Raw genomic sequence first — 22,245 nt, 5'->3', positions numbered from 1 at the left:
CGTTAGGAATTCACACAATGGCAACAGCGTCAGTTGCGAAACAGCGCACCAGCGTGCGCGTTGGTGTCCAAAAGTTCGGAACGTTCCTCTCGGGCATGATCATGCCCAACATCGGGGCCTTTATTGCATGGGGCATCATCACCGCCCTGTTCATCAAGACGGGCTGGCTGCCCGTCGCCGAACTCGGTGGCTTCGGCAACAACGCCGCCGGTACGCCGAACGTGGGCCTTGTCGGCCCCATGATCACCTACCTTTTGCCGCTCCTGATCGCCTACACAGGCGGTCGGAACGTTTATGGCGCGCGGGGTGGCGTCGTCGGGGCGATCGGTACCATGGGCGTGATCGTCGGTGCCGGCATTCCGATGTTTATCGGTGCCATGATCATGGGCCCGCTCGGTGGCTGGACCATGCAGAAGATCGACGCCATTTGGGACGGCAAGATCCGGCCCGGCTTCGAGATGCTGGTAAACAACTTCTCCGCAGGCATTTGGGGCGCACTGCTCGCCCTGTTCGGCTTCTTTGGTATTTCTCCGGTGGTTCAGGCCTTCAGTACGGCGGCGGGCAACTTCGTCCAGTTCCTGGTGCACAACGGGCTCCTTCCGCTCACCAGCATCTTCATCGAGCCCGCCAAGGTTCTCTTCCTCAACAACGCAATCAACCACGGCGTGCTGACCCCGCTCGGCATCCAGCAATCGCTGGACCAGGGCAAGTCCATCTTGTTCCTGCTCGAAGCCAACCCCGGGCCGGGAGCCGGAATTCTTCTCGCCTACATGTTCTTCGGACGCGGGGCGGCGAAGGCCTCGGCGCCGGGCGCTTTCATCATCCAGTTCCTCGGCGGAATCCACGAGATCTACTTCCCGTATGTCCTGATGCGCCCGCTGCTCATCCTCGGAGCCATCGCTGGAGGCATGACAGGCATTGCGACCCTTGCAGTCACCAACTCGGGCCTCGTGGCTCCGGCCGCCCCGGGATCAATCTTCGCAGTCATTGCGCAGACCTCCCGCGACAGTTATGTCGGCGTCATACTGTCGGTCATCTTGGCAGCGACCGTATCGTTCCTGGTCTCCTCGTTGATTCTCCGCACCACGCATCACAGCGACGAAGTTGACCTCGGTGAAGCCACGTCCAAGATGGAAGAGCTCAAGGGCAAGAAGAGTTCCGTATCCTCCGCACTCCTGGGCGCTGGTGGCAGTACCGCCGTTCTGACCCGTCCCATCCAGAACATCGTGTTCGCGTGCGACGCCGGCATGGGCTCCAGTGCCATGGGTGCCTCGGTGCTGCGTAACAAGATCAAGGCGGCCGGTTTCCCGGATGTCAAGGTCACCAATTCGGCCATTGCCAACCTGAGCGACACCTACGACGTCGTGGTCACGCACCAGGACCTGACAGAACGCGCCCGGCCGGTCACCTCCAGCGCCGTGCACGTCTCTGTGGACAACTTCATGAACAGTCCCCGCTACGAGGAGATCGTGGAGCTGGTCAAGAGCAGCAACGCCGGATCCGGCGCCGACGGCTCTGCCGTTGGAACCGCGGTTGCCGAACCAGCCGCCGCTGCCCAGCCCGCCGCCGTCGGGGGCAAGGATGTCCTGCTCCCCGAAAGCGTGATCCTCAATGGCACCGCGACGGACCGTGACTCGGCCATCGACGAAGCCGGCAAGCTCCTGCTGGACCGGGGTTCAGTGGACATGGGCTACATTCACGCCATGCATGAGCGCGAGGAATCCGTGTCCACCTACATGGGCAGCTTCCTTGCCATCCCGCACGGCACGAACGCTGCCAAGAACCACATCCTGCACTCCGGTGTGTCGATCGTCCGCTACCCCGAGGGCATCGACTGGGGAGGCAAGCAGGTCAAGTTCGTGGTCGGCGTCGCCGGTATCAACAACGAGCACCTCCACATCCTGTCCTCCATCGCCAAGATCTTCACGGACAAGGCGCAAGTGGCCCAGCTTGAGCAGGCCACGTCGGTGCAGGAAGTGCTGGATCTGTTCGGAAAGGTCAACGCATAGTGAAGGCAGTCCATTTTGGGGCAGGAAACATCGGACGGGGATTCGTCGGCTTGCTGCTGCACGAGGCTGGATATGAGGTGGTCTTCGCCGATGTCGCAGATGCCTTGATCAGCCAGCTCGCCTCCGCGTCCTCCTACGAGGTCCACGAGGTCGGCGAAAACGCGGCAGTCAAGACCGTGTCCGGTTTCCGCGCCCTGAATTCGGGCACCGAAGAGGCTGCCGTCGTTGCGGAAATCGCGACGGCGGACCTCGTCACCACGGCGGTGGGGCCGCACATCCTCAAGTTCGTGGCACCCGTGATTGCGCGGGGCCTCGCCGGCCGGTCGCCGTCGTTGGCTCCGCTTCAGGTCATGGCCTGCGAGAACGCGATCAACGCCACGGATCTCCTGCAATCCGAAGTGGAAGCCGCTTGGGACGGTGCCGCGGGTGACCTTTCCTCCGTCGCTGTTTTTGCGAATACCGCGGTGGACAGAATTGTCCCCAACCAGGCTCCCGGCCAAGGCCTCGACGTCACTGTGGAGACCTTTTATGAGTGGGTCATCGACCGCACCCCGTTCGCGGGGGAGGCGCCGGTGATCCCCGGCGCGACCTTCGTGGACGAGCTCGGTCCGTATATCGAACGGAAGCTCTTCACGGTCAACACGGGACACGCCTCGGCAGCATACTTCGGCTACGGCGCCGGTTTGGAGAAGATCTCCGAGGCGATGGCCGATGCCTCCGTAGCGGCCCGGGTGCGGGCCGTGTTGGAGGAGACCAAGCAGCTTCTCGTGGCCAAACACGGCTTCGTCGAGGCTGAGCAGGAAGCGTACGTGCAGAAGATCCTGTCCCGCTTCACCAACCCGTACTTGCCGGACACGGTGAACCGAGTAGGCCGCGCGCCGCTCCGCAAGCTTGGGCGGCACGAACGGTTCATCGGCCCGGCCGCTGAACTCGCCGAGCGCGGAGTCGCGCCCGTTGCCTTGTTAGACGCGATGTCCGCTGCCCTGCGTTTTGACGACGGGGCCGACGACGAAGCTGTGGAACTCGCCCGGATGCTCGCTGAGATGGACGCCGCCGAGGCGGTCGAGCGCATCACTGAACTGCCGCCGTCGCACCCGTTGTTCCCGCAGGTGCTGAAGCTGATCGAAGAACGGAAGGCCGAGGCCTAAACGCCGGGTTCCTGCCGCCCCGCCGGCCGGCTTCCCGGCGCCGACCGGCGACGCCAGCTCACATAGGCGGGCTTTTTCCCGAACGCCCGCTCACCCTCCTTTACATGATGTGGAGGAGGGTGAGCGCTTTGGGCTGTAAAAGTAAGCGAGCGTCAACTAGTTGCCGAGTTCTTCCGACGCCGTCCGTCCGGCCGCTTGGACGCGCCGCAGGAAGTCTGTAATGACGGCGATTTCAGCGTCGTCGTAGTCTGCACAGATGGTGTCCATGAGGCTGTTCATTCCTGAGTAGAGGCGGAACATCTCGGCGTTTCTATCGGGCAGAATCCGGATCACCATGGCGCGCCGGTCGGATGGGTCGCGATCCCGGACAATCCAGCCTCCGCGTTCAAGCCGGTCGAGGATTCCGGTCATGGTGGCTGGGTGCAGGCCGGCGTGTTTGGCCAACATGCTCGGGCTGAGCGGCCCCCGGCTCGAGATCAGGTCAAGACAATCCAGGTCAACATCCTTCAGCTCGGCTTGGGTGCCGACCTGGTGATTGAGCACGGATAGTTGCACGCGTACGCTGCGAAGCTCGGCTTTGAGCGCAGCAACAGCACGCCGCCGAAGGCGAGGGGTCGCGGCCTCTTGATTTGATATGGAACTCATATGATATCGTTTCTGTATTGTATGGTTTTCCTAGAATAAGACTACCGGAGGCCGCATCACATGAAGATCGCAGTATTCGGGGCAAATGGCCCCACCGGAAGGATTCTCACCGCACAAGCGCTCGACGCCGGACACGTCGTCACCGCTGTCACGCGCAGGCCGCACGACTTCCCGCTATCCGCTCCCGGCCTGAGTGTTGTCGGCGCCGATGCCTACAACTTCGAGGACGTAAGTGCCGTCGTTGAAGGACAGGATGCGGTTCTCTCAACCCTCGGTGTTCCATACAGCCGCCAGCCGATCACGGTCTATTCCGTGGGCACGGGGAACATCATCCGGGCAATGGGCAACCACGGCGTCCGTCGGCTGGTCTGCGTGAGCTCCAGCGCCACCGACATTTCGGCTGGCCCGCATGGCGGGTTCCTCTTCGAGAAAGTGCTGCAGCCCCTCGTTACCAAGCTGCTGGGTAAGACACTGTACGAGGACATGCGGCGGATGGAGTCCGCCGTTGCCGCGAGCGGCCTGGACTGGACAATCATGCGGCCCTCCGGTCTTTTCGAGACCGAATCCGTCACCGAATACAAGATGGCCGTTGGCTACATAAACGGCACTTTCACGTCGCGGGCCGACCTTGCGGACTCCATGCTGTGGCAACTCACTTCGGACGAGTTCGTGCGCAAGAACGTCGCGGTTGCAACCTTTTCGCAGAAGCCGAGCCTCATCCAGCTCCTTTTGCGCGAGGCCAACAGCAAGAAGGCCGCGCCGGATAGCGTCCCTGAGGGCAATCGGTCGTGAACCTCGGTGGGAAAGCCGAAACCCTCCTTCACATGATGACGTGAAGGAGGGTTTCGGGTTTCGCCGCTATAGGTGAGCGGGCGTTACGTCGAAAAGGCTCGTTTGTGAGCGCGCGTCGGAAGAATGGCCGCTATATGTGAGCGGGCGTCCTAGCGGGCGGCGGTTTCGACGGCGGTTGTCTCGGTTTCGGCCATGGCTTTCCACTCGGCCACCCGGGCCTGGTGCAGCGGCGACTTCCGGACCAAGGCGTAGGCCACGGCGAGGACCGCGAACCAGATGGGCGTTGCGAGCAGAGCCGTGAGGGTGTCCGGCTGCGTCGTCAGGGCCCAGACCAGGAACGCGAAGAAGGCGAAGACCACCCACACCATCACGATCCCGCCGGGCATCTTGAAGGTCGATGCCTCGTGCAAGTGGGGCCGGCGCTTCCGGAACACGAGGTAGCTGGCCAGGATGATGGACCAGACGAACATGAAGCAGACGGCGGACACGGTGGTGACCATGTCGAAGGCTGCTCCGATGTCCTTGCCCGCATAAAGCAGTGCGACGCCGCCAAGTAGCAGCACGCAGGACAGGAACAGGGCGTTCTGCGGAACTTTCCGGCTGGAGAGGCGGCCGAACATCTTGGGGGCATCGCCGTCGTTCGCCAGGCCGAACACCATGCGCGAGGTCGAGTAGATACCCGAGTTGGCAGACGACATGGCGGAGGTCAGGACCACGAGGTTCACCACGGTTGCAGCGATACCCAGGCCGGCCAGGGAGAACATGGCGATGAACGGGCTGTGGCCGGCCTTGAACTCGGTCCACGGGATGACGGACATCAGGATGATGAGCGCGCCGACGTAGAACAACATTACGCGGACCGGGATGGCGTTGATGGCGCGGGGCAGGTTGTGCTCCGGGTTCTTTGTCTCGGCCGCGGCTGTGCCTACCAGTTCGATGCCCACGAAGGCGAAGACCGCGATCTGGAAGCCGGCAACGAAGCCCATGAATTCCTTGGGGAAGAAGCCGCCGTGGCTCCAGAGATTGGTCAAGCTCGCGGCTCCGGCGTCTGACTTGAAGCCGGTGGAGATCATCACGATGCCCACGACGATCAAGGCGGCGATGGCAACGATCTTGATGAGGGCGAACCAGAACTCAGTCTCGCCGAAGGCCTTCACCGTGGGGAGGTTGAGCAACAGCAAGATGGCGATGGTTGCGAGGCCCGGAATCCAGAGCGGCACACCCGGCCAGAGCTCATTGGCGTAGCCCGCGATCGCGATGACATCGGCCACTCCGGTTACCACCCAGCAGAACCAATAGGTCCAGCCGGTGAAGAAGCCCGCCCAGGGACCAAGGAGGTCCCCGGCGAAGTCGCTGAAGGACTTGTAGTTCAGGTTGGACAGCAGGAGCTGGCCCATGGCGCGCATGACAAAGAACAACATGAAGCCGATGATCATGTACACGAAGATCACGGACGGCCCGGCGACGGAGATGGTCTTTCCGGAGCCCATGAACAGGCCCGTGCCGATGGCGCCGCCGATCGCAAGCAACTGGATGTGGCGGTTGCTCAATGAGCGCGCCAGATGCGGCTCGCTGTCTTTGCTGGAGGCAGTGCGTTGCCCTGTTGTTGTCTGGTGAGACATATCTGCATCCTTCGGGTGATTCGCCGCATGGTGACGTGGCTAACAAATCTGCTAGTCCAAACTAACTCGAACCATCCGAGAATTTGTGATTGATCGTTTCACCCAGAATTCATGAACGCTCGTAAAACGAAGCCGCCAGCTTGTGTCAGGCTGGTGCTATGAGTCACATAAATCCAGGCGTGAAGCCGCTGTTGAGCATGGTTCTGGACGAAGGAGTCTTCACGCTCCGCCGGGCCCACTGGGAGGACTTGCCCGCCATTCTGAGATTGCTCGCCGCGGATCAGTTGGGCAGTTCCCGCGAAAACGCCGAGGACGTCGGCCCCTATCTGCAGGCGTTTCAGCAGATCAACGAGGATCCGGCCCAACTGTTGGTGGTTGGCCACTTGAACGGCGCTTGCGTCGCAACTTTCCAGCTGAGTTTCATCCCGGGCTTGGCCCGGAAGGGCTCGCTGCGTTGCCAGATCGAGGCCGTGCGCGTCGCCGCAGAGTTGCGGGATCATGGCGTCGGTGCGGCAATGATGCAATGGGCCATCGAAGAGGCGCGGAATCGGGGCTGCACCCTGGTCCAGCTCACGAGCGACAAGTCCCGCAAAGACGCCCATCGCTTCTATGAGCGCCTTGGCTTCGTAGCCAGTCACGAGGGAATGAAGCTGGCCCTGTAGCCAGAGGCGCCCGGCGGACCATGCACCCCTTGATATTTAGGCAACCTAACTGTTAGGATACCTAAATATGAATACCCATCAAGCCGACGACGCGCTCCTCGCCCTCGCCCAATCATTCCGGGAAGCTTTGCGGCAGAGCGTCTACGTGATGCGCCGCCTCGATTCCGAGGAGCAACTCAGCTCGGCCCAACTTGGCGTCCTCAAGATGGCGCTCGACGGCGGTGCCCGCGTCGGAGGGATCGCCCGGAACCTTGGGGTCAAGGTCCCCAGCGCCACGGAGCAGATCATCAAGCTTGAGCGCGCGGGCTTGGTCAAACGCGAAGCAGATCCGGACGACTCCCGTGCCGTCCGCGTCGCCGCGACCGCGGCGGGACGTGCCGCCGTCGAGAATGCAGACCGCCGCCGCAACGAATTCATCGCCGGGATCCTCGAAACGCTGAGCCAGGCGGAACGCGACGCCGTCGAAGCCGCCCTTCCGGTGTTCGACAAGATCAATCACTCAGTCCAGAACTGAACAAGCCAGAACTGAACAAGCCAAGAAACTAGGAGAGCAGTCCATGAAAGGCCAGCTCGCAGACCAACTGCAGCCAGCGGAAGAAACCCTCGAGGCCGAGAAGGCCTCGTTCCTCAAGCAGCCCAAAGCTGTGTGGGCCACGGCGATTGCCGCCGTCTTCGCCTTCATGGGTATCGGCCTGGTGGACCCGATCCTGCCAGCCATCGCCAAGAACCTCCAGGCCAGCCCCAGCCAAGTGTCGCTGCTCTTCACGAGCTACTTCCTGGTGACCGCAGTCGCGATGCTCGTGACGGGCTTCGTCTCTTCGCGGATCGGTGGCAAAAAGACGCTCATGATCGGCCTGGCGCTGATTGTCGTGTTCGCCTCGCTGTCTGGCATGTCCGGAAGCGTGGGTGAGCTGGTCGGATTCCGCGCGGGTTGGGGGCTCGGCAACGCCCTCTTCGTGGCCACCGCGCTTGCCGTGATTGTCGGCGTCGCGAGCGGCGGAACCGGAACCGCGATTATTCTTTACGAAGCCGCCCTTGGCCTGGGCATTTCCCTCGGCCCGTTGCTGGGCGCGCTCCTCGGCGGCTGGCAATGGCGCGCACCGTTCTTCGGCACCGCGGTCCTCATGGCCGTTTCCTTCATCGCCTTGCTGGCCCTGCTACCCAAGACCCCGACGCCGGCCACGAAGGCCCGTTTGCGTGACCCGCTCCTCGCCCTGGGCCACAAGGGCCTCCGCACCACCGCCGCCAGCGCCTTGTTCTACAACTATGGCTTCTTCACGATCCTGGCCTTCACGCCCTTCATCCTCGGGATGGACGCCTACGGGATTGGTGCGGTGTTCTTCGGTTGGGGCGTGGCCGTGGCCGTGTTTTCGGTCTTCGTGGCACCCTTGCTGCAGCGTCGATTCGGCACCACCAACGTCCTGGTCGGCACCCTCGCGGCCCTGTTGCTGGACCTCGTCGGGCTGGGACTGGCCGCGGGGCACTCGGTGACTGCCGTCGTCGTGCTCGTCATTGTGGCGGGCGCCCTGCTGGGCATCAACAACACGCTCTACACCGAACTTGCCATGGAAGTCTCCGATTCGCCGCGTCCCGTGGCTTCGGCCGGTTACAACTTTGTGCGGTGGATGGGCGGCGCGCTGGCTCCGTTTGTCGCGGCACAACTGGGTGAGCACTTCGGCCCGCAGGTCCCGTTCTTCGCCGCGGCCCTTGCCCTCGCGTTCGCAATCCTCGTGGCCGCCGGCGGCCGCCGCTACCTGAAGTCACACGAACCGCACCTCGTGTAGGAGGGCCCAACTGATCCCCACCGCCTCCCTCGCCTCGCAAGCTCGGCCAGGGAACCCTGGCTGCGTGGGCCCACGCAGTTGTTGTCGTTATGAGGGCTCAAAACGACAACAACTGCTAGTTACTTGGGTGGGGACTACTTGGGTGTGACCTCGAGCTCCGCAGGCTTGGAGCCTTTCGGGACAAACAAGGTGTCGGCCTGCTCAAGGGACATGCCGTTGGTTTCCGGCACCTTGAACATGACGAAGAAGAACGACGCCGCAGCGAACAGCGCGTACATGCCGTAAGTCAGCGGCAAAGAACCGGCCGCCATGATGGGGAAGCTCAAGGTGATGGCGAAGTTGGCGATCCACTGGGCTGCGGCGGCCAGGCCGAGCGCGCGGGCACGGATCCGTGAGGGGAAGATCTCGCCCAGGAGCACCCACACCAACGGTCCCCATGAAGCGCCGAAGCTCACTACGAACACGTTGGCGGCCACCAGGGCCACCGGACCCCAGACGCCGGTCAAGGACACCGAAGAACCCGTCCCGCTGGCGGAAGAAAAGGCCAGCGCCATGGCACCCAGGGACACAGCCATACCGATGGAGCCCGTCAGCAGGATGGGCCTGCGGCCAATGCGGTCCACTAGGGCGATGGCCACGAGCGTGACCAGGATGTTGGTGACGGACGTTGCCACCGAGATGGCCAGGGAGTCTTGCTCGTGGAAGCCGACTGCTTTCCACAGCGTGGTGGAGTAGTAGAAGATCACGTTGATGCCCACGAATTGCTGCAGCACCGACAGGATGATGCCGATCCACACCACGGGCTGCAGGCCGAACGCCTTGCCGCGGAGCGAGCCCTTCTTGGTGGAGAGCTCGTCCTGTTTGATGGAGTCACGGATTTCGCGGATGTGGCGTTCGGTATCGTCGCCGGGCATCAGGGTGTCGAAGATCCTGCGTGCGGTGTCTTCCTTGCCGTTGAGGACCAGGAAGTGCGGCGACTCAGGCAGCCGGAACGCGATCAGACCATAGGCCGCGGCAGGCACGGCGCACGCGATGAACATCCAGCGCCAGGCCTCAATTCCGAGCCAGAGCGCGTGGTGTGCGCTTCCCGCGGACGTCGCCAGGACGGCGTCGGACAGCAGGGCCGCGAAAATACCGGTGGTGATCGCCAGCTGCTGCAGCGACGCGAGCCGGCCGCGGACCTGGCGCGGTGAGATTTCCGAGATGTACGCCGGCGCGATCACCGACGCGAGGCCGATGCCCAGGCCGCCGACCAAGCGCCAGAAAACCAAATCCCAGATGCTGAAAGCAAAGCCGGTCCCGATGGAGCTGACCAGAAAGAGGGCGGCACCCAGCTTCATGGCGGGGATGCGGCCGTAGCGGTCGGCCACCTTGCCCGCGAGATACGCCCCAGCCGCGCAGCCGAGCAACGCGACCGCCACAGCGAAGCCCGTGACGGCTTCGCTCAGCATGAATTCGTCCTTCATCGCATCGACGGCGCCGTTGACCACGGAGGAATCGAAGCCGAAGAGGAAACCGCCCACAGCTCCGGCAACGGCCAGGCCAATTACCTTGCGTGGGACGCCGGAACGGCTGTCGGAGCTGGAATTGGGCATGGCTCTCCCTCGAGGAAATGTAGTGGATTGTGCGGCGCGGTCGTCGTCGGCAGCTGGTTCCGACGGGGACGCCGGTGCACTCGCGCTACACAGTGTGGCACGGTGCCAGCATGACTTCCAGTCAACCGGGCCAGCCACACCGGACGTGTCACGCCAAGCAAACTTTCGCGCCGCCGTCGGGCGCTTTACCGCGCGAACACTGGAAACGACAACGGCAGGCAGTCCAAAAGACTGCCTGCCGTGACGCGGTTCGAGATACGTGACGCGGTTCGAGATATTAGTGTGCGGAAACGGATTCCTTCGCCGCCGCCTTCGGATCCGTCAGTTTCTTGTTCGGCAAGGCGAAGCTGATAAGGAACGCCAGGCCGGTCAGGGCCGCGGCGGTCAGCATGACCGTGTCGATCGACTGCGCGAAGCCCTCGGTGATAGGCCGCGTGAGCGCCGGGTTGGCGTGGTGCAGCCAGCTGGTGTCGTTCAGCGAATCATTCGTGGCGCCGTTCTTGAAGAAGTCGTACAGCTTGGCGTTGGCGGGATCCGCGGCAACCGCAGGATCCTTGAGCACCTTGAGGTAGTCGGCGCTGCCCATGGCGTCCTTCATACCGGAGGCGATCTTGTCAGCGGCGAGGCTGAAGAGCATCGAGATGAACACCGCGGTCCCCACGGCGCCGCCCATGGAACGGAAGAATGCTGCAGTGGACGTGCCCACGCCCATGTCCTTCGGCGGTACGGAGACCTGCATCGCCAAAGTGAGCGGCTGCATGCAGAAGCCCAGGCCCATGCCGAAGAATACGGCGATCAGGCCGGGAACCCAGAGTCCGGTGTCGACGCCGAGGGACAGGCCCATGACGATTGCGGCGGCGGTCAGGATGCCCGTACCGAGGATCGGGAAGATCCGGAAAACGCCCGACGCCGAGATGGTCCGTCCCGCTGTAATGGAACCGAAGAGGATGCCCACCGTGAAGGTGATCATCATGAGGCCGGCTTCGGTGGGGGTGAGGCCCTTGACCAGTTGCAGGTACATCGGGAGCATCGCGATGGCCCCGAACATACCGATACCGATGATGAAGTTCAGCAGGGAAGACAAGCCGAAGGTGATGTTCCTGAAGAGCCGTAGGGGGATCAGCGCGTAGTCGCCGGCACGCCGCTCAACCAGCAGGAACGCGATGATGCCGATGACGCCGAGGCCGTAGCAGATCCACGAGTTGCCGGAGGTCCAGCCCCAGCTGCGGCCTTGTTCGGCCACGAGCAGCAGCGGAACGATTGCCAGCGTGATGGCTCCTGCACCCCAGTAGTCGATCTTCTGCTTGACGTGCTTTGCGGGTAGGTGCAGGTAGAAGAACACCACGGCCAGTGCTGCCAGGCCGATGGGCAGGTTGATGAAGAAGACCCAGCGCCAGCCGTCGAAGCCAAGGATATTGGCCGAGCCTGCGAAAGCACCGCCGACCACGGGACCGAGGACCGAGGAAACGCCAAAGACGGACATGAAGTAGCCCTGGTACTTGGCACGATCCTTCAGGGCAACAATGTCGCCGATGATCGTCAATGCGAGGGCCAGCAGACCGCCGGCGCCCATACCCTGGATGCCGCGGGCGATGGCGAGCTCGGTCATGGAGTGCACGGAACCGGCGTACAGGGAACCGGCGAGGAAGATCAGGATCGCGGCGAGGTACAGCGGGCGGCGGCCGAAGATGTCGCTGAGCTTGCCGTACAGCGGGGTGGTCACCGTGGATGTGATGAGGTAGGCCGTAGTGGCCCACGCCTGCAGGGACAGGCCGTCCAAGTCGTTGGCGATGGTGTAAATGGACGTGGACACGATGGTCTGGTCCAGGGAGGACAGGAACATGCCGAGCATGAGGCCCACCATGACGGTGAGCGTCTGACGGTGTGTCAGGACCTCTCCGGCGGCCCGCACAGGCGTGGCGTTGGACATTGCTTCTCCAAAGGTGGATGAAAAGGGGGACTAAGCAGGATAGTTGCTTTCAGTAACTATCCTAATCGCTCCTGTATTCCCTGTCCTACCCGATTGGGGAGAAAAATGTCACCGCTCCACGAGAATCCCGTCAGGATCGCAATAGATCAGGTTCCCGGGTTCGATGTGCACTCCTTCAATCACCAGGGGGATGTCCACTTCGCCACGGCCCACTTTGGAGCTCTTCTTGGGATTGCTCCCAAGGGCTTTGACGCCCAAAGGCAGCTTCGCGATCGCCACGCGATCGCGGATCGCACCATTGATCACGACGCCGGCCCAGCCGTTAGCGACGGCGCTCTCGGCGATCATGTCCCCCATGAGGGCTGTGCGCAGCGAGCCGTAGCCGTCCACCACCAGCACGGCGCCTTCGCCGGAGGTTGCCAGAATCGTCTTCACCAGGGCGTTGTCCTCAAAGCATTTGACGGTGCGAACCGGGCCGCTGAAGTGCGAGACGCCGCCGAGGTCCTGGAACTGCAGTGATATCGACTCAAGATCCTCGGCACGTTCGTCGTAGAGATCGGCGGTGTTGATGGGGTTCGCTGGGCTGTTCATCGTTGATCCTCCTCGGTCGTCCGTTGGAGTTACCCTAACGCGTGCAGACGTGCCTTGGCGCTAGGCTGAATCCACACGTCCAGACGCTAGGGAGCACCGTCATGAGCCTGTCCGATCTGCCCGGTTCATTGCCTGAAAGACCGGTGACGGATCCCGTGGAGATGCAGGCAGGCCCGACGACGGCGCTCGCCGAGCCCGTGGAGCGCGTCCGCTCACTGTGGGTCACCGGAGTGGTGCTCGTCAATGTGGGCATCAACGCTGCCTTCTTCGGCCCTATCCAGATTTTGCTCGGGCAGCAAGCCATCCACTTTGACGAAGGCCAGAAGGAAGCCATCCTTGCGCTGGTTACGGGATGCGGCGCTGCGGTGTCCCTCGTGGCGAACCCCCTTTTCGGTGCATTCAGCGACCGCACTACGTCCCGCCTTGGACGGCGGGTTCCGTGGGTGCTTTTCGGCGCCATCCTTGGCGCCGCGGCATTGGTGGCCCTGGCAGGTGCTCCCAACGTGGCAGTTATGACCATTTTGTGGTGCCTGGTCCAGGCCGGTTGCAATGGAGCCTATGCCGCCATCACGGCGGCTATTCCGGACCGAGTGCCAGTGCCTCAACGCGGCGCGGTCGGCGGCCTTGCAGCCATGGGCCAAACCGTCGGCATCCTCGCGGGTGCCGTGATCGCGTCCGTGGTGTCCGGGAACTTTGCCCTCGGCTACATCGTGTGCGCTGCTGCCCTGCTGGCCGGCGTCGTGCTCTATCTTTTCAAGAACGACGACGCGCCTCTCGTTCCGGAGGCCAAGCCACCGTTCATACTCTGGACATTCGTCAAGGGCTTTTGGATCTCGCCCGTCAAGTACCCGGACTTCGCGTGGGCTTGGCTGACGAGGTTCCTGGTCAATGTCGGAAACCACATGGTCACGTTGTACTTGCTCTTCTTCCTCAAGGATGCCGTGCATCTTGAGGAAACGCAGGGGATCAAGCCTGAGTTCGGGGTCCTCGTCCTCACAGGCCTCTATGCCGTCATGGTGATCATCACCAGCGTGGTGGGCGGTGCCATCAGTGACCGCATGGGCAAACGCAAACCCCTCGTCATTGTCTCGTCCGTCGTCATTTCGATAGCTGCCCTGATCCTTGGGTTCGAACCCACGTGGACGGGGGCCATTGCCGGCGCAGCGGTGCTCGGTATCGGCTTTGGTGCGTACTTGGCGGTCGACTTCGCCCTTATTACCCAAGTGCTGCCCACTGCGTTGGACCGGGGCAGGGACCTTGGGGTCATCAACGTGGCCAACTCATTGCCGCAGGTCATCGCCCCTCTTATCGCATACCCCTTTGTGGCGTACTGGGGTGGCTACGTCTCGCTTTATGTGGCTGCAGCTGTCATCGGGCTGCTGGGGGCGGTATTCGTGGTGAAGATCAAGGGCGTCGCGTAGCCCTGGGAATCGGTTCTCAGGGAACTGACAACTTGCTGCCGTATCATTGTCAGGACGCGCTTGGTCTATGGGGGGCCGCGCAATCTCCCCGAACGAAGCCCAAACCAACAGAACGCCGGAAATGTCCGAACCGAACTCCTTGGAACCGTATTCGCTGGATCTGGCCGCGGGGTTGCCCCAAATGGCGGCTGCTCCCACCACCCCGAGACAGCTATTGCGCTACGCCCGGATACTGAAGACTGCCGCGGGATTCGCCCAGCGGCAGTTCGATACCGTGAGCCTTTCGGACGTATCCACCAGAGCCCATGTTCCGCTCGGGACGCTCTACCGCTACTTTCCGTCCACGGTCCATCTGATGCTTGCGGTCTACCGGCAGCAACTGCGGGAGCTCAACGACTCAAAGCCGGCGTCTTCAAGGTGCAGCCAGCAAGAGCTCACCGGTCTCGGGATGGAGATTTTCCATATGCGGGTCATGCAGCCCGCCGTCGAACACTGTCTGTCCCGAACATGGGACACCCGCGATGGTGACATCCCCGTACTCTTGCGCGATATCGAGGCGCTCTCCGCCGAGATGGTCGCGGCTGCGATCGGCGACGCCGGGAGGGCCAGGATCCTGCTCCACGTCATAAGTGGTCTGGTCCAGTCCGTCAACTGCCGCCGGATCTCACTTTTCGACGCAGAGAAGGACCTCAAGAACGCCTGCAAGTTGATTGCGGACGCGTAGCTTTTCCGGGAATCACCGTAATTGGTCTAGACCACTAAGACCAAAAGTATGAGTTTATGACTGGATGTCTCTAGTCTTCCTATCAGGCCCCTGTCTACGAAGACAGGACCCAAGCGGCTAGCAGCCCATATCCGCAGGAGTTTCACCGCACGGACCAGCCACCCTTGGTCCGGCACCGAAGCCTCTATACCTGCCCGAATTGTGCCGTGGGATCACGGCTAGCCTGAGGAGACAACGACGTGTCCGTCGAGACCATCACCCCTGAACAGAATCTGACTGCCCTGGCGCTGAGTGAAGAGGAAATCTTCACCGCTCACGAAGGCGGCAAGCTCTCCATTTCCAGCACCGTACCGCTCTTGAACAAGCGGGACCTTTCCATCGCCTACACCCCGGGTGTCGCCGAAGTGAGCCGCGCGATCCACGCCAACCCCGAGCTTGCACGCACCCACACGTGGGCCGAGCGTCTCGTTGTGGTTGTCAGCGACGGCACCGCGGTGCTGGGCCTTGGCAACATCGGACCCAGCGCCTCCCTCCCTGTCATGGAAGGAAAGTCCGCGCTCTTCAAGGCCTTCGGCGATCTGGATTCCATCCCCTTGGTCCTCAACACCACCAACGTGGACGAAATCATCGAGACCCTGGTCCGCCTGCGTCCGAGTTTCGGCGCGGTCAACCTCGAAGACATCTCCGCGCCCCGCTGCTTCGAACTCGAAGAGCGTCTCATCGAAGCCCTCGACTGCCCCGTCATGCACGATGACCAGCACGGCACCGCCGTCGTGGTTCTCGCAGCGTTGACGAACGCCGCCAAGGTGACCGGCCGCGAACTTGAGGGACTGAAAGTTGTGGTCTCCGGTGCAGGTGCCGCGGGCATCGCCGTCTCCGAGATCCTGCTGGCCGCGGGCGTCAAGGACGTCGTTCTTCTGGATTCCAAGGGGATCATCAACTCCGAGCGCGCCGACCTGGTGGCCGATTCGGGCAGCGTCAAGGCCCGCTTCGCCCAGCGAACCAACCCCCGCGCCCTTTCCGGCGGACCCGCGGAGGCCCTGCAAGGCGCTGACGTGTTCATCGGCGTTTCCTCGTCCAAGCTGGCCGAGGAACACTTGAAGCTCATGAACGACAATTCGATCGTCTTCGCCCTGTCCAACCCGGACCCGGAAGTCCTGCCCGAGGTTGCCGTCAAGTACGCGGCCGTCGTGGCCACTGGTCGCAGCGATTTCCCGAACCAGATCAACAACGTCCTGGCCTTCCCCGGAATTTTCCGCGGAGCCTTGGACGCCGGTGCACGCCGCATCACTCCGGCCATGAAGATCGCCGCGGCCCGTGCGATCGCCGCACTGGCCGAGGACGAACTCTCCGCCGATTACATCGTGCCCAGTCCGCTGGATCCCCGTGTTGCTCCGGCGGTCACGGCGGCGGTTGCCGCTGCGGCCGAATAAGGCCGCGCACCCAACCCGAATAGCCGACGACGGCGACGCTCCCGTGCTGGGGGGCGTCGCCGTCGTTCTTTTGTGCCGAGGTTCGGGATATGTGAGCGAGGGTTTGGGATTTGGGCCTGATATGTGAGCGAGGGTTTGGGGACGACAAACGCTCGCTCACTTATGCCGCCGTTTTTGCCGACGCTCGCTCACTTATGCTGGCGGTTTTGCCGACGCTCGCTCACGTCTCGCGTTGGCTCCAGGGATGAATCCGCTGGCTTCCGGGTGGAGATCGGACGCTGGAGGGCAGAAGCGGCGCCGCCGGATCCTTGGCCGTGGATAGGGTGGCTGACATGGAACAAACACTGAAAGTTGCACGGCATTGGGGCGCCCCCGCGGCGGCCGTCATTTTCTTCACGCTGTGGTGCGTGGGCGAGGCGGGAAGGATGGGGCCGTGGGGCCTGAACTATTGGCCCGGCACGTGGATGCTCGTCCTGACGAGCTTGGCGATCGGCGTAGCGGCGTGGAAACCCTATGTGTCACTCGGGCTGGCAGCGATCCTTTTGCTCGGTCAATTGACCTATCTCATTGCGCCGCCGTGGGCCAATTATTGGGCAATCTATATCGGCTCATTCATTGCGCTGGCCTTCATTCTGTGGACAGGATCCCCCAGACAGCGATCAATTGCTGGAGTATCTAACCTTGTTTTCGCAGGCATCATGACGTTCTTGATGCTGTCATGGCGCTACGGGCAGGGCGTTGGGTGGTTCCACAGGGTCGGCTACGGGGACCGCTTCACCTTGCAAACCAACGGTTGGCAACTCTTTTCCCTCTTGATGCTGATCGCCGCCGGCTGTGCGGCCGTCGGCATTGCCTTGGCTCTTTATGAGGACCGAGGCAAGCTATTCCAGTCCAAGGTCCTCGTCCAAGCCAGCCTGAAGGAGACCGAGGTCGAGCTCGTCGTGGAGCAGGAGCGCACCCGGATCGCCCGCGACCTTCATGATGTATTGGCGCACTCGCTCGCAGTGATCGCCGCGCAAGCCGATGGCACCCGTTATCTCAGCCAGGACCAGCCCAAGGCGGTGCTCGACGCCTTGGAGAACATCGCGGTGTCGGCCCGCCACGCATTGGTGGACGCCCAGCGCGTGATTGAGGGAGTCCGCGACGACGGTCTGGTGGCCCCGCAGCCCCGGCTCACCGACGTCGGGCCTCTTGTCGAGCGGATGCGCCAGGGGAGCCTCAAGGTCCAGCAGAGCGAAACCGGAACCCCGGTCGACCTTGGCGCGGGCCAGCAACTCGCAGTCTTCCGGATTGTGCAGGAATGCCTCACGAACGCCCTCAAGCACGGCGGACGCGGCACGGCCGTGCGCCTTCACTTCGACTGGAGCGGCCCGGGGCTGACCATGCACGTTGCGTCGGAATTGCCGGCGTCCGTTTCGATTGGGGGGACGGACGACGGCGGTGGCGCCGGGCGAGTGGGGCGTGGCATTCCCGGAATGCGTGAGCGTGCGCACCTTGCCGGCGGTTGGCTCAGTTCCGGTCCCGACGGCGAGCAGTTCCGCGTGACGGTCTTCATCCCTTACGGCTCGCGTCCGGCAGCGCTCCTTCCGGAAAGTAGTGCTGAAGACGAAGCTGTTCCGTCCGCCAAGGGGCTGGAGCGGGAGCCGGCGCTGGCTCTGGAAGACGCCGCGCCGTCGTCGGGCCCTGAACGGGAAAGCGTCGGACGTGGCTGAAACACCCATCACGGTTGCCTTGGTGGATGACCAACCGCTGTTCCGCTCCGGCATCCGCATGCTGGTGCAGAGCCAAGCGGACATGGATATGGCCTGGGAGGCCGACGACGGCGAACAAGCCGTGGCGCTCGCGGCCAAGCAGCGGCCGGACGTCATGCTGATGGATCTTCGGATGCCCGTGCTGGATGGAGTCGAGGCCACACGGCGCATCACCGAGGAAGCCGATGCGGCGGGCGTGGACAAGCCAAAGATCATTGCCCTGACCACTTTCAACAGGGATCAAGCCGTGGTTGAAGCCGTGCAGGCAGGCGCCAGTGGCTACCTCCTCAAGAGCGCCGAGCCCGAATTCCTGCTGGCTGCCATCCGAACCGTGTATTCGGGATACTCGGTGATCGCGCCCGGTTCGGTTCACGAACTCTTCCAGCACGCGGCCAGGACGGTGCCGGTGGCCGGGCCGGACCTCGCCGTGATGGACGAGCTGTCTCCGCGCGAACGGGATGTGTTCCTCCTGGCAGCCAAAGGCTTGGGAAACGCCGAGATGGCGCAGAGCCTGTTTGTCTCCGAGGCGACAGTGAAATCCCATCTGCGCAGTGTGCTCGGCAAGCTGGGGCTGCGCACCAGGCTTCAACTTGTGGCCTTCGCCTACGAACGCAGGCTCCTGGGGTAGGCGCCCGGATTCAAAGGCGGCGGCCGCCCCGAAAAGGGGCGGTCGCCGTCGTGCAACTGCAGAGTGCTGCAGAGTCAGGGGGCGCTACATGGCGCGGCCCTTCGACTCCTCCCTTACGTCGCGTCCAAGCCAAATGCCAAGGGCAATCATGACAACACCGAGAACCAGGTGCAGCCAGTCGTCGCCGGCGTTCATGGGCACGAAGTCAGCACTCATGTTCGACATGGTGATGAGACCGTAGATCCACAGGACGAGGTAGATTGCGCCGCCACCGATGAGGTAACCGCGCGCCATCCTTCCAGTCCTCGCGAAGTACAGGCCTGCTGCGCCGAACAGCAAATGGACAATATTGTGCAGGACGGATACTTGGAAGACTCCAAGAAGCATGGCGCCCGAGTCATGTCCTGCGAAGGTCATGGCGCCGTAATTGCTGGTGATGCCCGGGATAAATCCCAAGACGCCAACAGCCAGGAAAACCCAGCCCAAACCCAGTGCTGTGTTGTGCAGCGTCAGCCCCATCACGTGGTGCTGCGCGGGGTGTGAAGCAGTGGTCATAGCTCCTCCCGATCACGATTTCGATCGGCCCTTCAAATGGAGGGCCGTATCGCGGCAAGGAGTCGGAACCCTGCCGACGTGGATATCTTACTCCCGAAAACTGCGGAATATAGGGGAGAGCGTGGGACAAAGCGCAACTAGCATGGTTCTGTGATGCCCAATTCTTCGACGCCTTGTCCTGCGAAGGCAGCGCAACCGTGAGTGAGCCATCGGCTCCCGGAGTCAGCGGAGCGATTTTCTGCGACAGCAGGGACATCACACCGTTCCGGACTGGACATGTCCGCACATCGGTGGGTGGACTGGCTGAGGGCTTGAGCAGTGCGATTTGGGGTGTCCTGACAGGAAAAACGGCTGGCCGGATCGACGTCGCCGGGGATGCTCCCAGGCTCAAACGCCTGTCCGGGAAGACCGCCAAATCGGTGTACGACGCCGTCTTCACCAGCACGGAACCAGACCGGCTCATCACCTTGGCGCGCACCTACCCCGGATGGGCAGGCCTCTGCTATGTGATCGCCGGGCTGCTTGTGTACAAACACGACGGATATCTCCGGGCGTCCGAATTGCTGCAGCGGGGCTTGTCCATACGGATCGACGACGCCGCCAGTCAGTTCTCCTCAAGCTACCTCCGCAGGGTGGTCACGCGGGTCGAGGTAGCGGAACGGATTGACGTTCCCGTTCTGTTCAGCGAGGAATCCGTGTACCTTGCCCTCTCGCATTGCTTCCGGGAGACAGGCCAGACGGCGGAAGCCCTCGACACCTTGGCCAGCTTGCCGCCGTCGTTGCCCTCTGCCTTGGCCCGCTGCACCGCGGCGGCGGCGCTCGAGCGGCACTCCGACGTCGTCGCCTGGACTGAAGGCCTGCGCAACACGGACGACCTCTCGGCGGCGCTTCTGCTCATTCGCGCGCAGTCGCTCAGGACGTTGGGGGAGCGGGAGGCGGCCCAGGCCGCTCTCGTGGAGGTACTGCGGAGGAAGAAGACCAGCTTGGCTTTGCGCAATGACGCGCTCACGGACAGGGCCCTGTCGAAGCTTGAAGTCAGGCGGCGGCCCAACCCGCGGCCGCTCGTTCCGGGTGTGGTTGCGCGCCGGGGGCGCAGCAAGGCCGAGGAGGCTGAACTGGATGCGGTCGATGGGATCCGCAAGGACATCGAGGTGCGTCGGATGTGGAACAAGGACTTCGGGGAACCGGGCGACCAGGGCGGCGAGCCGGACGGTTAAGCGCGAAGCGCGCGGGCGACTCCCCTAATGGAGAGCCCGGCGGCAGCGACAAGCGGGAGCAGCATCGCCAGGACAACCACTGTGTTCGGCTGGAATGTCACGCGTCCGCCGGCGTTGTGGCCATAGACCCCGACAGGGAGCACTAAACCGCCGCCACCGCCCCCGGCAGCATGGCCTCCATCGCTGCCTCCTCCGAACCCAAAGGACACCAGGGCCACCGGGATCAGTTCTTCGCCGCCGATCTGAAGTGGAGGGCCGTACGCCCTCGATACGCCGACCTTCCTGAAGGCCTCCACGAGAGCTGAAAAGTCATCGGACATGAAGCCGACGATAGGCCGCCCCGCCGAAGAACGCCAGAGATCTCACCCGACGGCCGCGTCACCGGAGCATCGGAAGCAACTGTTCGCCCAGAAGAACAGCCCCCAGCCCCACCATGATGATGCCGCTCGCAAGGGTCACCACGCGTGCAGCGGAAGGCCGGGATTGCAGCAGTTTTCGCGAGGTCAGGGCCACCGCGGTGTAAATGATGCCGGCGAACAGGACGAACGTGAGGCCAAGCACACCCGACTGTACCGGTACCGGCAGCGACGCCTCGGGGCTCACGAATTGCGGTACCAGCGCCAGGAAGAACAGCAAGCCCTTGGGGTTGATGCCGCTTGTGCCCATGCCTTGCAGGAAGGTGCGCAACTGGTTTCGGGACTGCCCGACGGCGTCATCCGCACTGAAACTCGCGCCGCGCCACGAGCGCATGGTGCTCACGCCGAGCCAGAGCAAGTAGGCTGTGCCCGCGATCGTCAGCCAGCCAAGAAGCCCCGGAACGCCCGTCAAAAGGGCCGCGAGTCCGGCCACGAGGAGGGCCGTATGTAGCACGTAGCCGCTGCACAGGCCGGCCACGGCGGGGAGAAAGCTGCGCTGCCGCAGGCCTGCCGCAATCGAATACGCCCAGTCGACACCCGGGGTGCACGCCAAGGTGACGGCGACAATGACGAAAGCGATGAAAAGCTGGGGATTCATGTTGGCTCCTGGCTGGCGGTTACACCATGAACTTTATGGAAAATCGGCCCATAAGTGTTCCCATTTTTAGCCAGACTTGCCGGGATTTTGGTAAGATTTTTGCGTGATTGATGGGATAGATAGAACTATTTTGCGCTACCTCAAAGAGGATGGCCGAATGACTGCCACCGCGCTCGCCGCCAAGGTGGGATTGACCGTGGCTCCTTGCCATCGAAGGCTGCGGGATCTCGAGGCTTCCGGCGTCATTCGCGGCTACAGGGCAGACATCGATCCGGGTGCGATCGGCCTGGGATTCGAGGCGATAGTCTTTGTGACCCTGCGTCAGGCTGACCGCGCCACGATGTCGGAGTTCGAAGACCGCGTGGCGGCCATTCCGAATATCGTCGAGGCCCAGCGACTCTTCGGCTCGCCGGACTACCTCCTCCGCGTGATTGCCGCCGATCTCCCGGCCTACCAGCGCTTCTACGACGACCAGCTCTCGGCTCTTCCCGCCGTCGAGCGCCTCAACTCGACGTTGGTGATGAAGAACCTGAAGCCGAACGCGGGGCCGCCGGTCTGAGTTCGGTTAAATGTCGTAGCCTCCTGGCAGAGTGTTTCCATGGAAGCGATCGGATACTTCGACAACCGGCGGGGCCTTGCGTCCCGGGGGCTTTTCGGAGTGTCCCGTCGTGCCGGTGGTCCGCGTCTTGCCGGGGTTCCGGGCGGGCTGGCGTTGGTGGATCCG

Annotated in this window: 21 protein-coding genes; 13 read left to right on the top strand and 8 right to left on the bottom strand. The window is 62.9% G+C overall.

From position 1 onward, the window contains the following. The first annotated feature begins 17 nt into the window (after window positions 1-17). Together AC4CS3_RS22545 and AC4CS3_RS22540 are read left to right on the top strand one after the other, a co-directional pair. On the top strand, window positions 18-2,009 hold the full coding sequence (locus tag AC4CS3_RS22545) for a PTS mannitol transporter subunit IICBA (protein WP_490785324.1): 1,992 nt from the start codon (window positions 18-20) through the stop codon (window positions 2,007-2,009). Beyond that, on the top strand, window positions 2,009-3,157 hold the full coding sequence (locus tag AC4CS3_RS22540; RefSeq protein WP_490785323.1) for a mannitol-1-phosphate 5-dehydrogenase: 1,149 nt from the start codon (window positions 2,009-2,011) through the stop codon (window positions 3,155-3,157). Before AC4CS3_RS22545 ends, AC4CS3_RS22540 begins: the two co-directional genes overlap by 1 nt. 156 nt (window positions 3,158-3,313) lie before the next feature. Here the strand turns inward: AC4CS3_RS22540 and AC4CS3_RS22535 are convergent, their stop codons facing one another. Then, entirely contained in the window at window positions 3,314-3,802 is a 489-nt protein-coding gene (locus AC4CS3_RS22535; protein WP_490785322.1) for a MarR family winged helix-turn-helix transcriptional regulator, read from the bottom strand. Window positions 3,803-3,862: 60 nt separating this feature from the next. On the opposite strand from AC4CS3_RS22535, the gene AC4CS3_RS22530 reads away from it, so the two are divergent. After that, window positions 3,863-4,594 carry an NAD(P)-dependent oxidoreductase gene (locus AC4CS3_RS22530; protein WP_490785321.1) on the top strand — a complete coding sequence of 244 codons (732 nt, stop codon included), beginning with the start codon at window positions 3,863-3,865 and terminating at the stop codon, window positions 4,592-4,594. A gap of 149 nt (window positions 4,595-4,743) precedes the next feature. On the opposite strand, the gene AC4CS3_RS22525 is transcribed toward AC4CS3_RS22530, so the two are convergent. Next, a complete protein-coding gene (locus AC4CS3_RS22525) occupies window positions 4,744-6,216 on the bottom strand; it encodes an amino acid permease (RefSeq protein WP_490785320.1) in 1,473 nt (490 codons plus the stop codon). Window positions 6,217-6,374: 158 nt separating this feature from the next. Here AC4CS3_RS22525 and AC4CS3_RS22520 point away from each other — a divergent pair, with 158 nt between their 5' ends. The 3 genes from AC4CS3_RS22520 to AC4CS3_RS22510 all read left to right on the top strand — a co-directional run bounded on the left by AC4CS3_RS22520 (window position 6,375) and on the right by AC4CS3_RS22510 (window position 8,662). After that, on the top strand, window positions 6,375-6,878 hold the full coding sequence (locus AC4CS3_RS22520; RefSeq protein WP_490785319.1) for a GNAT family N-acetyltransferase: 504 nt from the start codon (window positions 6,375-6,377) through the stop codon (window positions 6,876-6,878). Between the two features lie 67 nt (window positions 6,879-6,945). Continuing rightward, window positions 6,946-7,392: a MarR family winged helix-turn-helix transcriptional regulator gene (locus tag AC4CS3_RS22515; protein ID WP_490785318.1), complete on the top strand. Its 447-nt coding sequence runs from the start codon at window positions 6,946-6,948 to the stop codon at window positions 7,390-7,392. Between the two features lie 43 nt (window positions 7,393-7,435). Then, entirely contained in the window at window positions 7,436-8,662 is a 1,227-nt protein-coding gene (locus tag AC4CS3_RS22510) for an MFS transporter (protein ID WP_490785317.1), read from the top strand. A gap of 134 nt (window positions 8,663-8,796) precedes the next feature. Here the strand turns inward: AC4CS3_RS22510 and AC4CS3_RS22505 are convergent, their stop codons facing one another. The 3 genes from AC4CS3_RS22505 to rraA all read right to left on the bottom strand — a co-directional run bounded on the left by AC4CS3_RS22505 (window position 8,797) and on the right by rraA (window position 12,778). Beyond that, window positions 8,797-10,257 carry a sugar porter family MFS transporter gene (locus tag AC4CS3_RS22505; protein WP_490785316.1) on the bottom strand — a complete coding sequence of 487 codons (1,461 nt, stop codon included), beginning with the start codon at window positions 10,255-10,257 and terminating at the stop codon, window positions 8,797-8,799. A 277-nt stretch (window positions 10,258-10,534) separates the two neighbouring features. Next, on the bottom strand, window positions 10,535-12,187 hold the full coding sequence (locus tag AC4CS3_RS22500; RefSeq protein WP_490785315.1) for an MDR family MFS transporter: 1,653 nt from the start codon (window positions 12,185-12,187) through the stop codon (window positions 10,535-10,537). A gap of 108 nt (window positions 12,188-12,295) precedes the next feature. Further along, the gene (rraA, locus tag AC4CS3_RS22495; RefSeq protein ID WP_490785314.1) at window positions 12,296-12,778 is read right to left on the bottom strand and encodes a ribonuclease E activity regulator RraA; all 483 of its coding nucleotides are present in this window, start codon (window positions 12,776-12,778) and stop codon (window positions 12,296-12,298) included. Window positions 12,779-12,879: 101 nt separating this feature from the next. Here rraA and AC4CS3_RS22490 point away from each other — a divergent pair, with 101 nt between their 5' ends. The 5 genes from AC4CS3_RS22490 (at window position 12,880) to AC4CS3_RS22470 (ending at window position 18,735) form a co-directional block, all read left to right on the top strand. Further along, window positions 12,880-14,199 carry an MFS transporter gene (locus AC4CS3_RS22490; protein ID WP_490785313.1) on the top strand — a complete coding sequence of 440 codons (1,320 nt, stop codon included), beginning with the start codon at window positions 12,880-12,882 and terminating at the stop codon, window positions 14,197-14,199. Between the two features lie 121 nt (window positions 14,200-14,320). Continuing rightward, window positions 14,321-14,923, top strand: coding sequence for a TetR/AcrR family transcriptional regulator (locus AC4CS3_RS22485; RefSeq protein WP_236813508.1), 603 nt, complete (start codon window positions 14,321-14,323; stop codon window positions 14,921-14,923). 239 nt (window positions 14,924-15,162) lie between these two features. Continuing rightward, window positions 15,163-16,356 carry an NAD(P)-dependent malic enzyme gene (locus tag AC4CS3_RS22480; protein ID WP_490785312.1) on the top strand — a complete coding sequence of 398 codons (1,194 nt, stop codon included), beginning with the start codon at window positions 15,163-15,165 and terminating at the stop codon, window positions 16,354-16,356. A gap of 332 nt (window positions 16,357-16,688) precedes the next feature. Beyond that, entirely contained in the window at window positions 16,689-18,068 is a 1,380-nt protein-coding gene (locus AC4CS3_RS22475) for a sensor histidine kinase (RefSeq protein ID WP_490785311.1), read from the top strand. Next, entirely contained in the window at window positions 18,061-18,735 is a 675-nt protein-coding gene (locus AC4CS3_RS22470; RefSeq protein ID WP_490785310.1) for a response regulator, read from the top strand. Before AC4CS3_RS22475 ends, AC4CS3_RS22470 begins: the two co-directional genes overlap by 8 nt. Window positions 18,736-18,819: 84 nt before the next feature. Here AC4CS3_RS22470 and AC4CS3_RS22465 read toward each other — a convergent pair whose 3' ends face one another. Continuing rightward, complete coding sequence (locus AC4CS3_RS22465; RefSeq protein WP_490785309.1) at window positions 18,820-19,290, bottom strand: DUF4383 domain-containing protein; 471 nt, start codon at window positions 19,288-19,290, stop codon at window positions 18,820-18,822. A 197-nt stretch (window positions 19,291-19,487) separates the two neighbouring features. Here AC4CS3_RS22465 and AC4CS3_RS22460 point away from each other — a divergent pair, with 197 nt between their 5' ends. Beyond that, window positions 19,488-20,507, top strand: coding sequence for a hypothetical protein (locus AC4CS3_RS22460; protein WP_490785308.1), 1,020 nt, complete (start codon window positions 19,488-19,490; stop codon window positions 20,505-20,507). Here the strand turns inward: AC4CS3_RS22460 and AC4CS3_RS22455 are convergent. Both AC4CS3_RS22455 and AC4CS3_RS22450 read right to left on the bottom strand, forming a co-directional pair. Beyond that, window positions 20,504-20,827 carry a hypothetical protein gene (locus tag AC4CS3_RS22455; RefSeq protein ID WP_490785307.1) on the bottom strand — a complete coding sequence of 108 codons (324 nt, stop codon included), beginning with the start codon at window positions 20,825-20,827 and terminating at the stop codon, window positions 20,504-20,506. The two genes, AC4CS3_RS22460 and AC4CS3_RS22455, sit on opposite strands and share 4 nt — an antisense overlap. A gap of 58 nt (window positions 20,828-20,885) precedes the next feature. Then, the gene (locus tag AC4CS3_RS22450; protein WP_490785306.1) at window positions 20,886-21,521 is read right to left on the bottom strand and encodes a LysE family translocator; all 636 of its coding nucleotides are present in this window, start codon (window positions 21,519-21,521) and stop codon (window positions 20,886-20,888) included. 103 nt (window positions 21,522-21,624) lie between these two features. Between AC4CS3_RS22450 and AC4CS3_RS22445 the strand changes: the two genes are divergently transcribed. After that, a complete protein-coding gene (locus AC4CS3_RS22445) occupies window positions 21,625-22,080 on the top strand; it encodes an Lrp/AsnC family transcriptional regulator (RefSeq protein ID WP_490785305.1) in 456 nt (151 codons plus the stop codon). Window positions 22,081-22,245: the final 165 nt, after the last annotated feature.

It is taken from the genome of Arthrobacter sp. SE2 (assembly GCF_058244265.1).
This window is presented reverse-complemented; position numbering and strand designations above follow the sequence as displayed.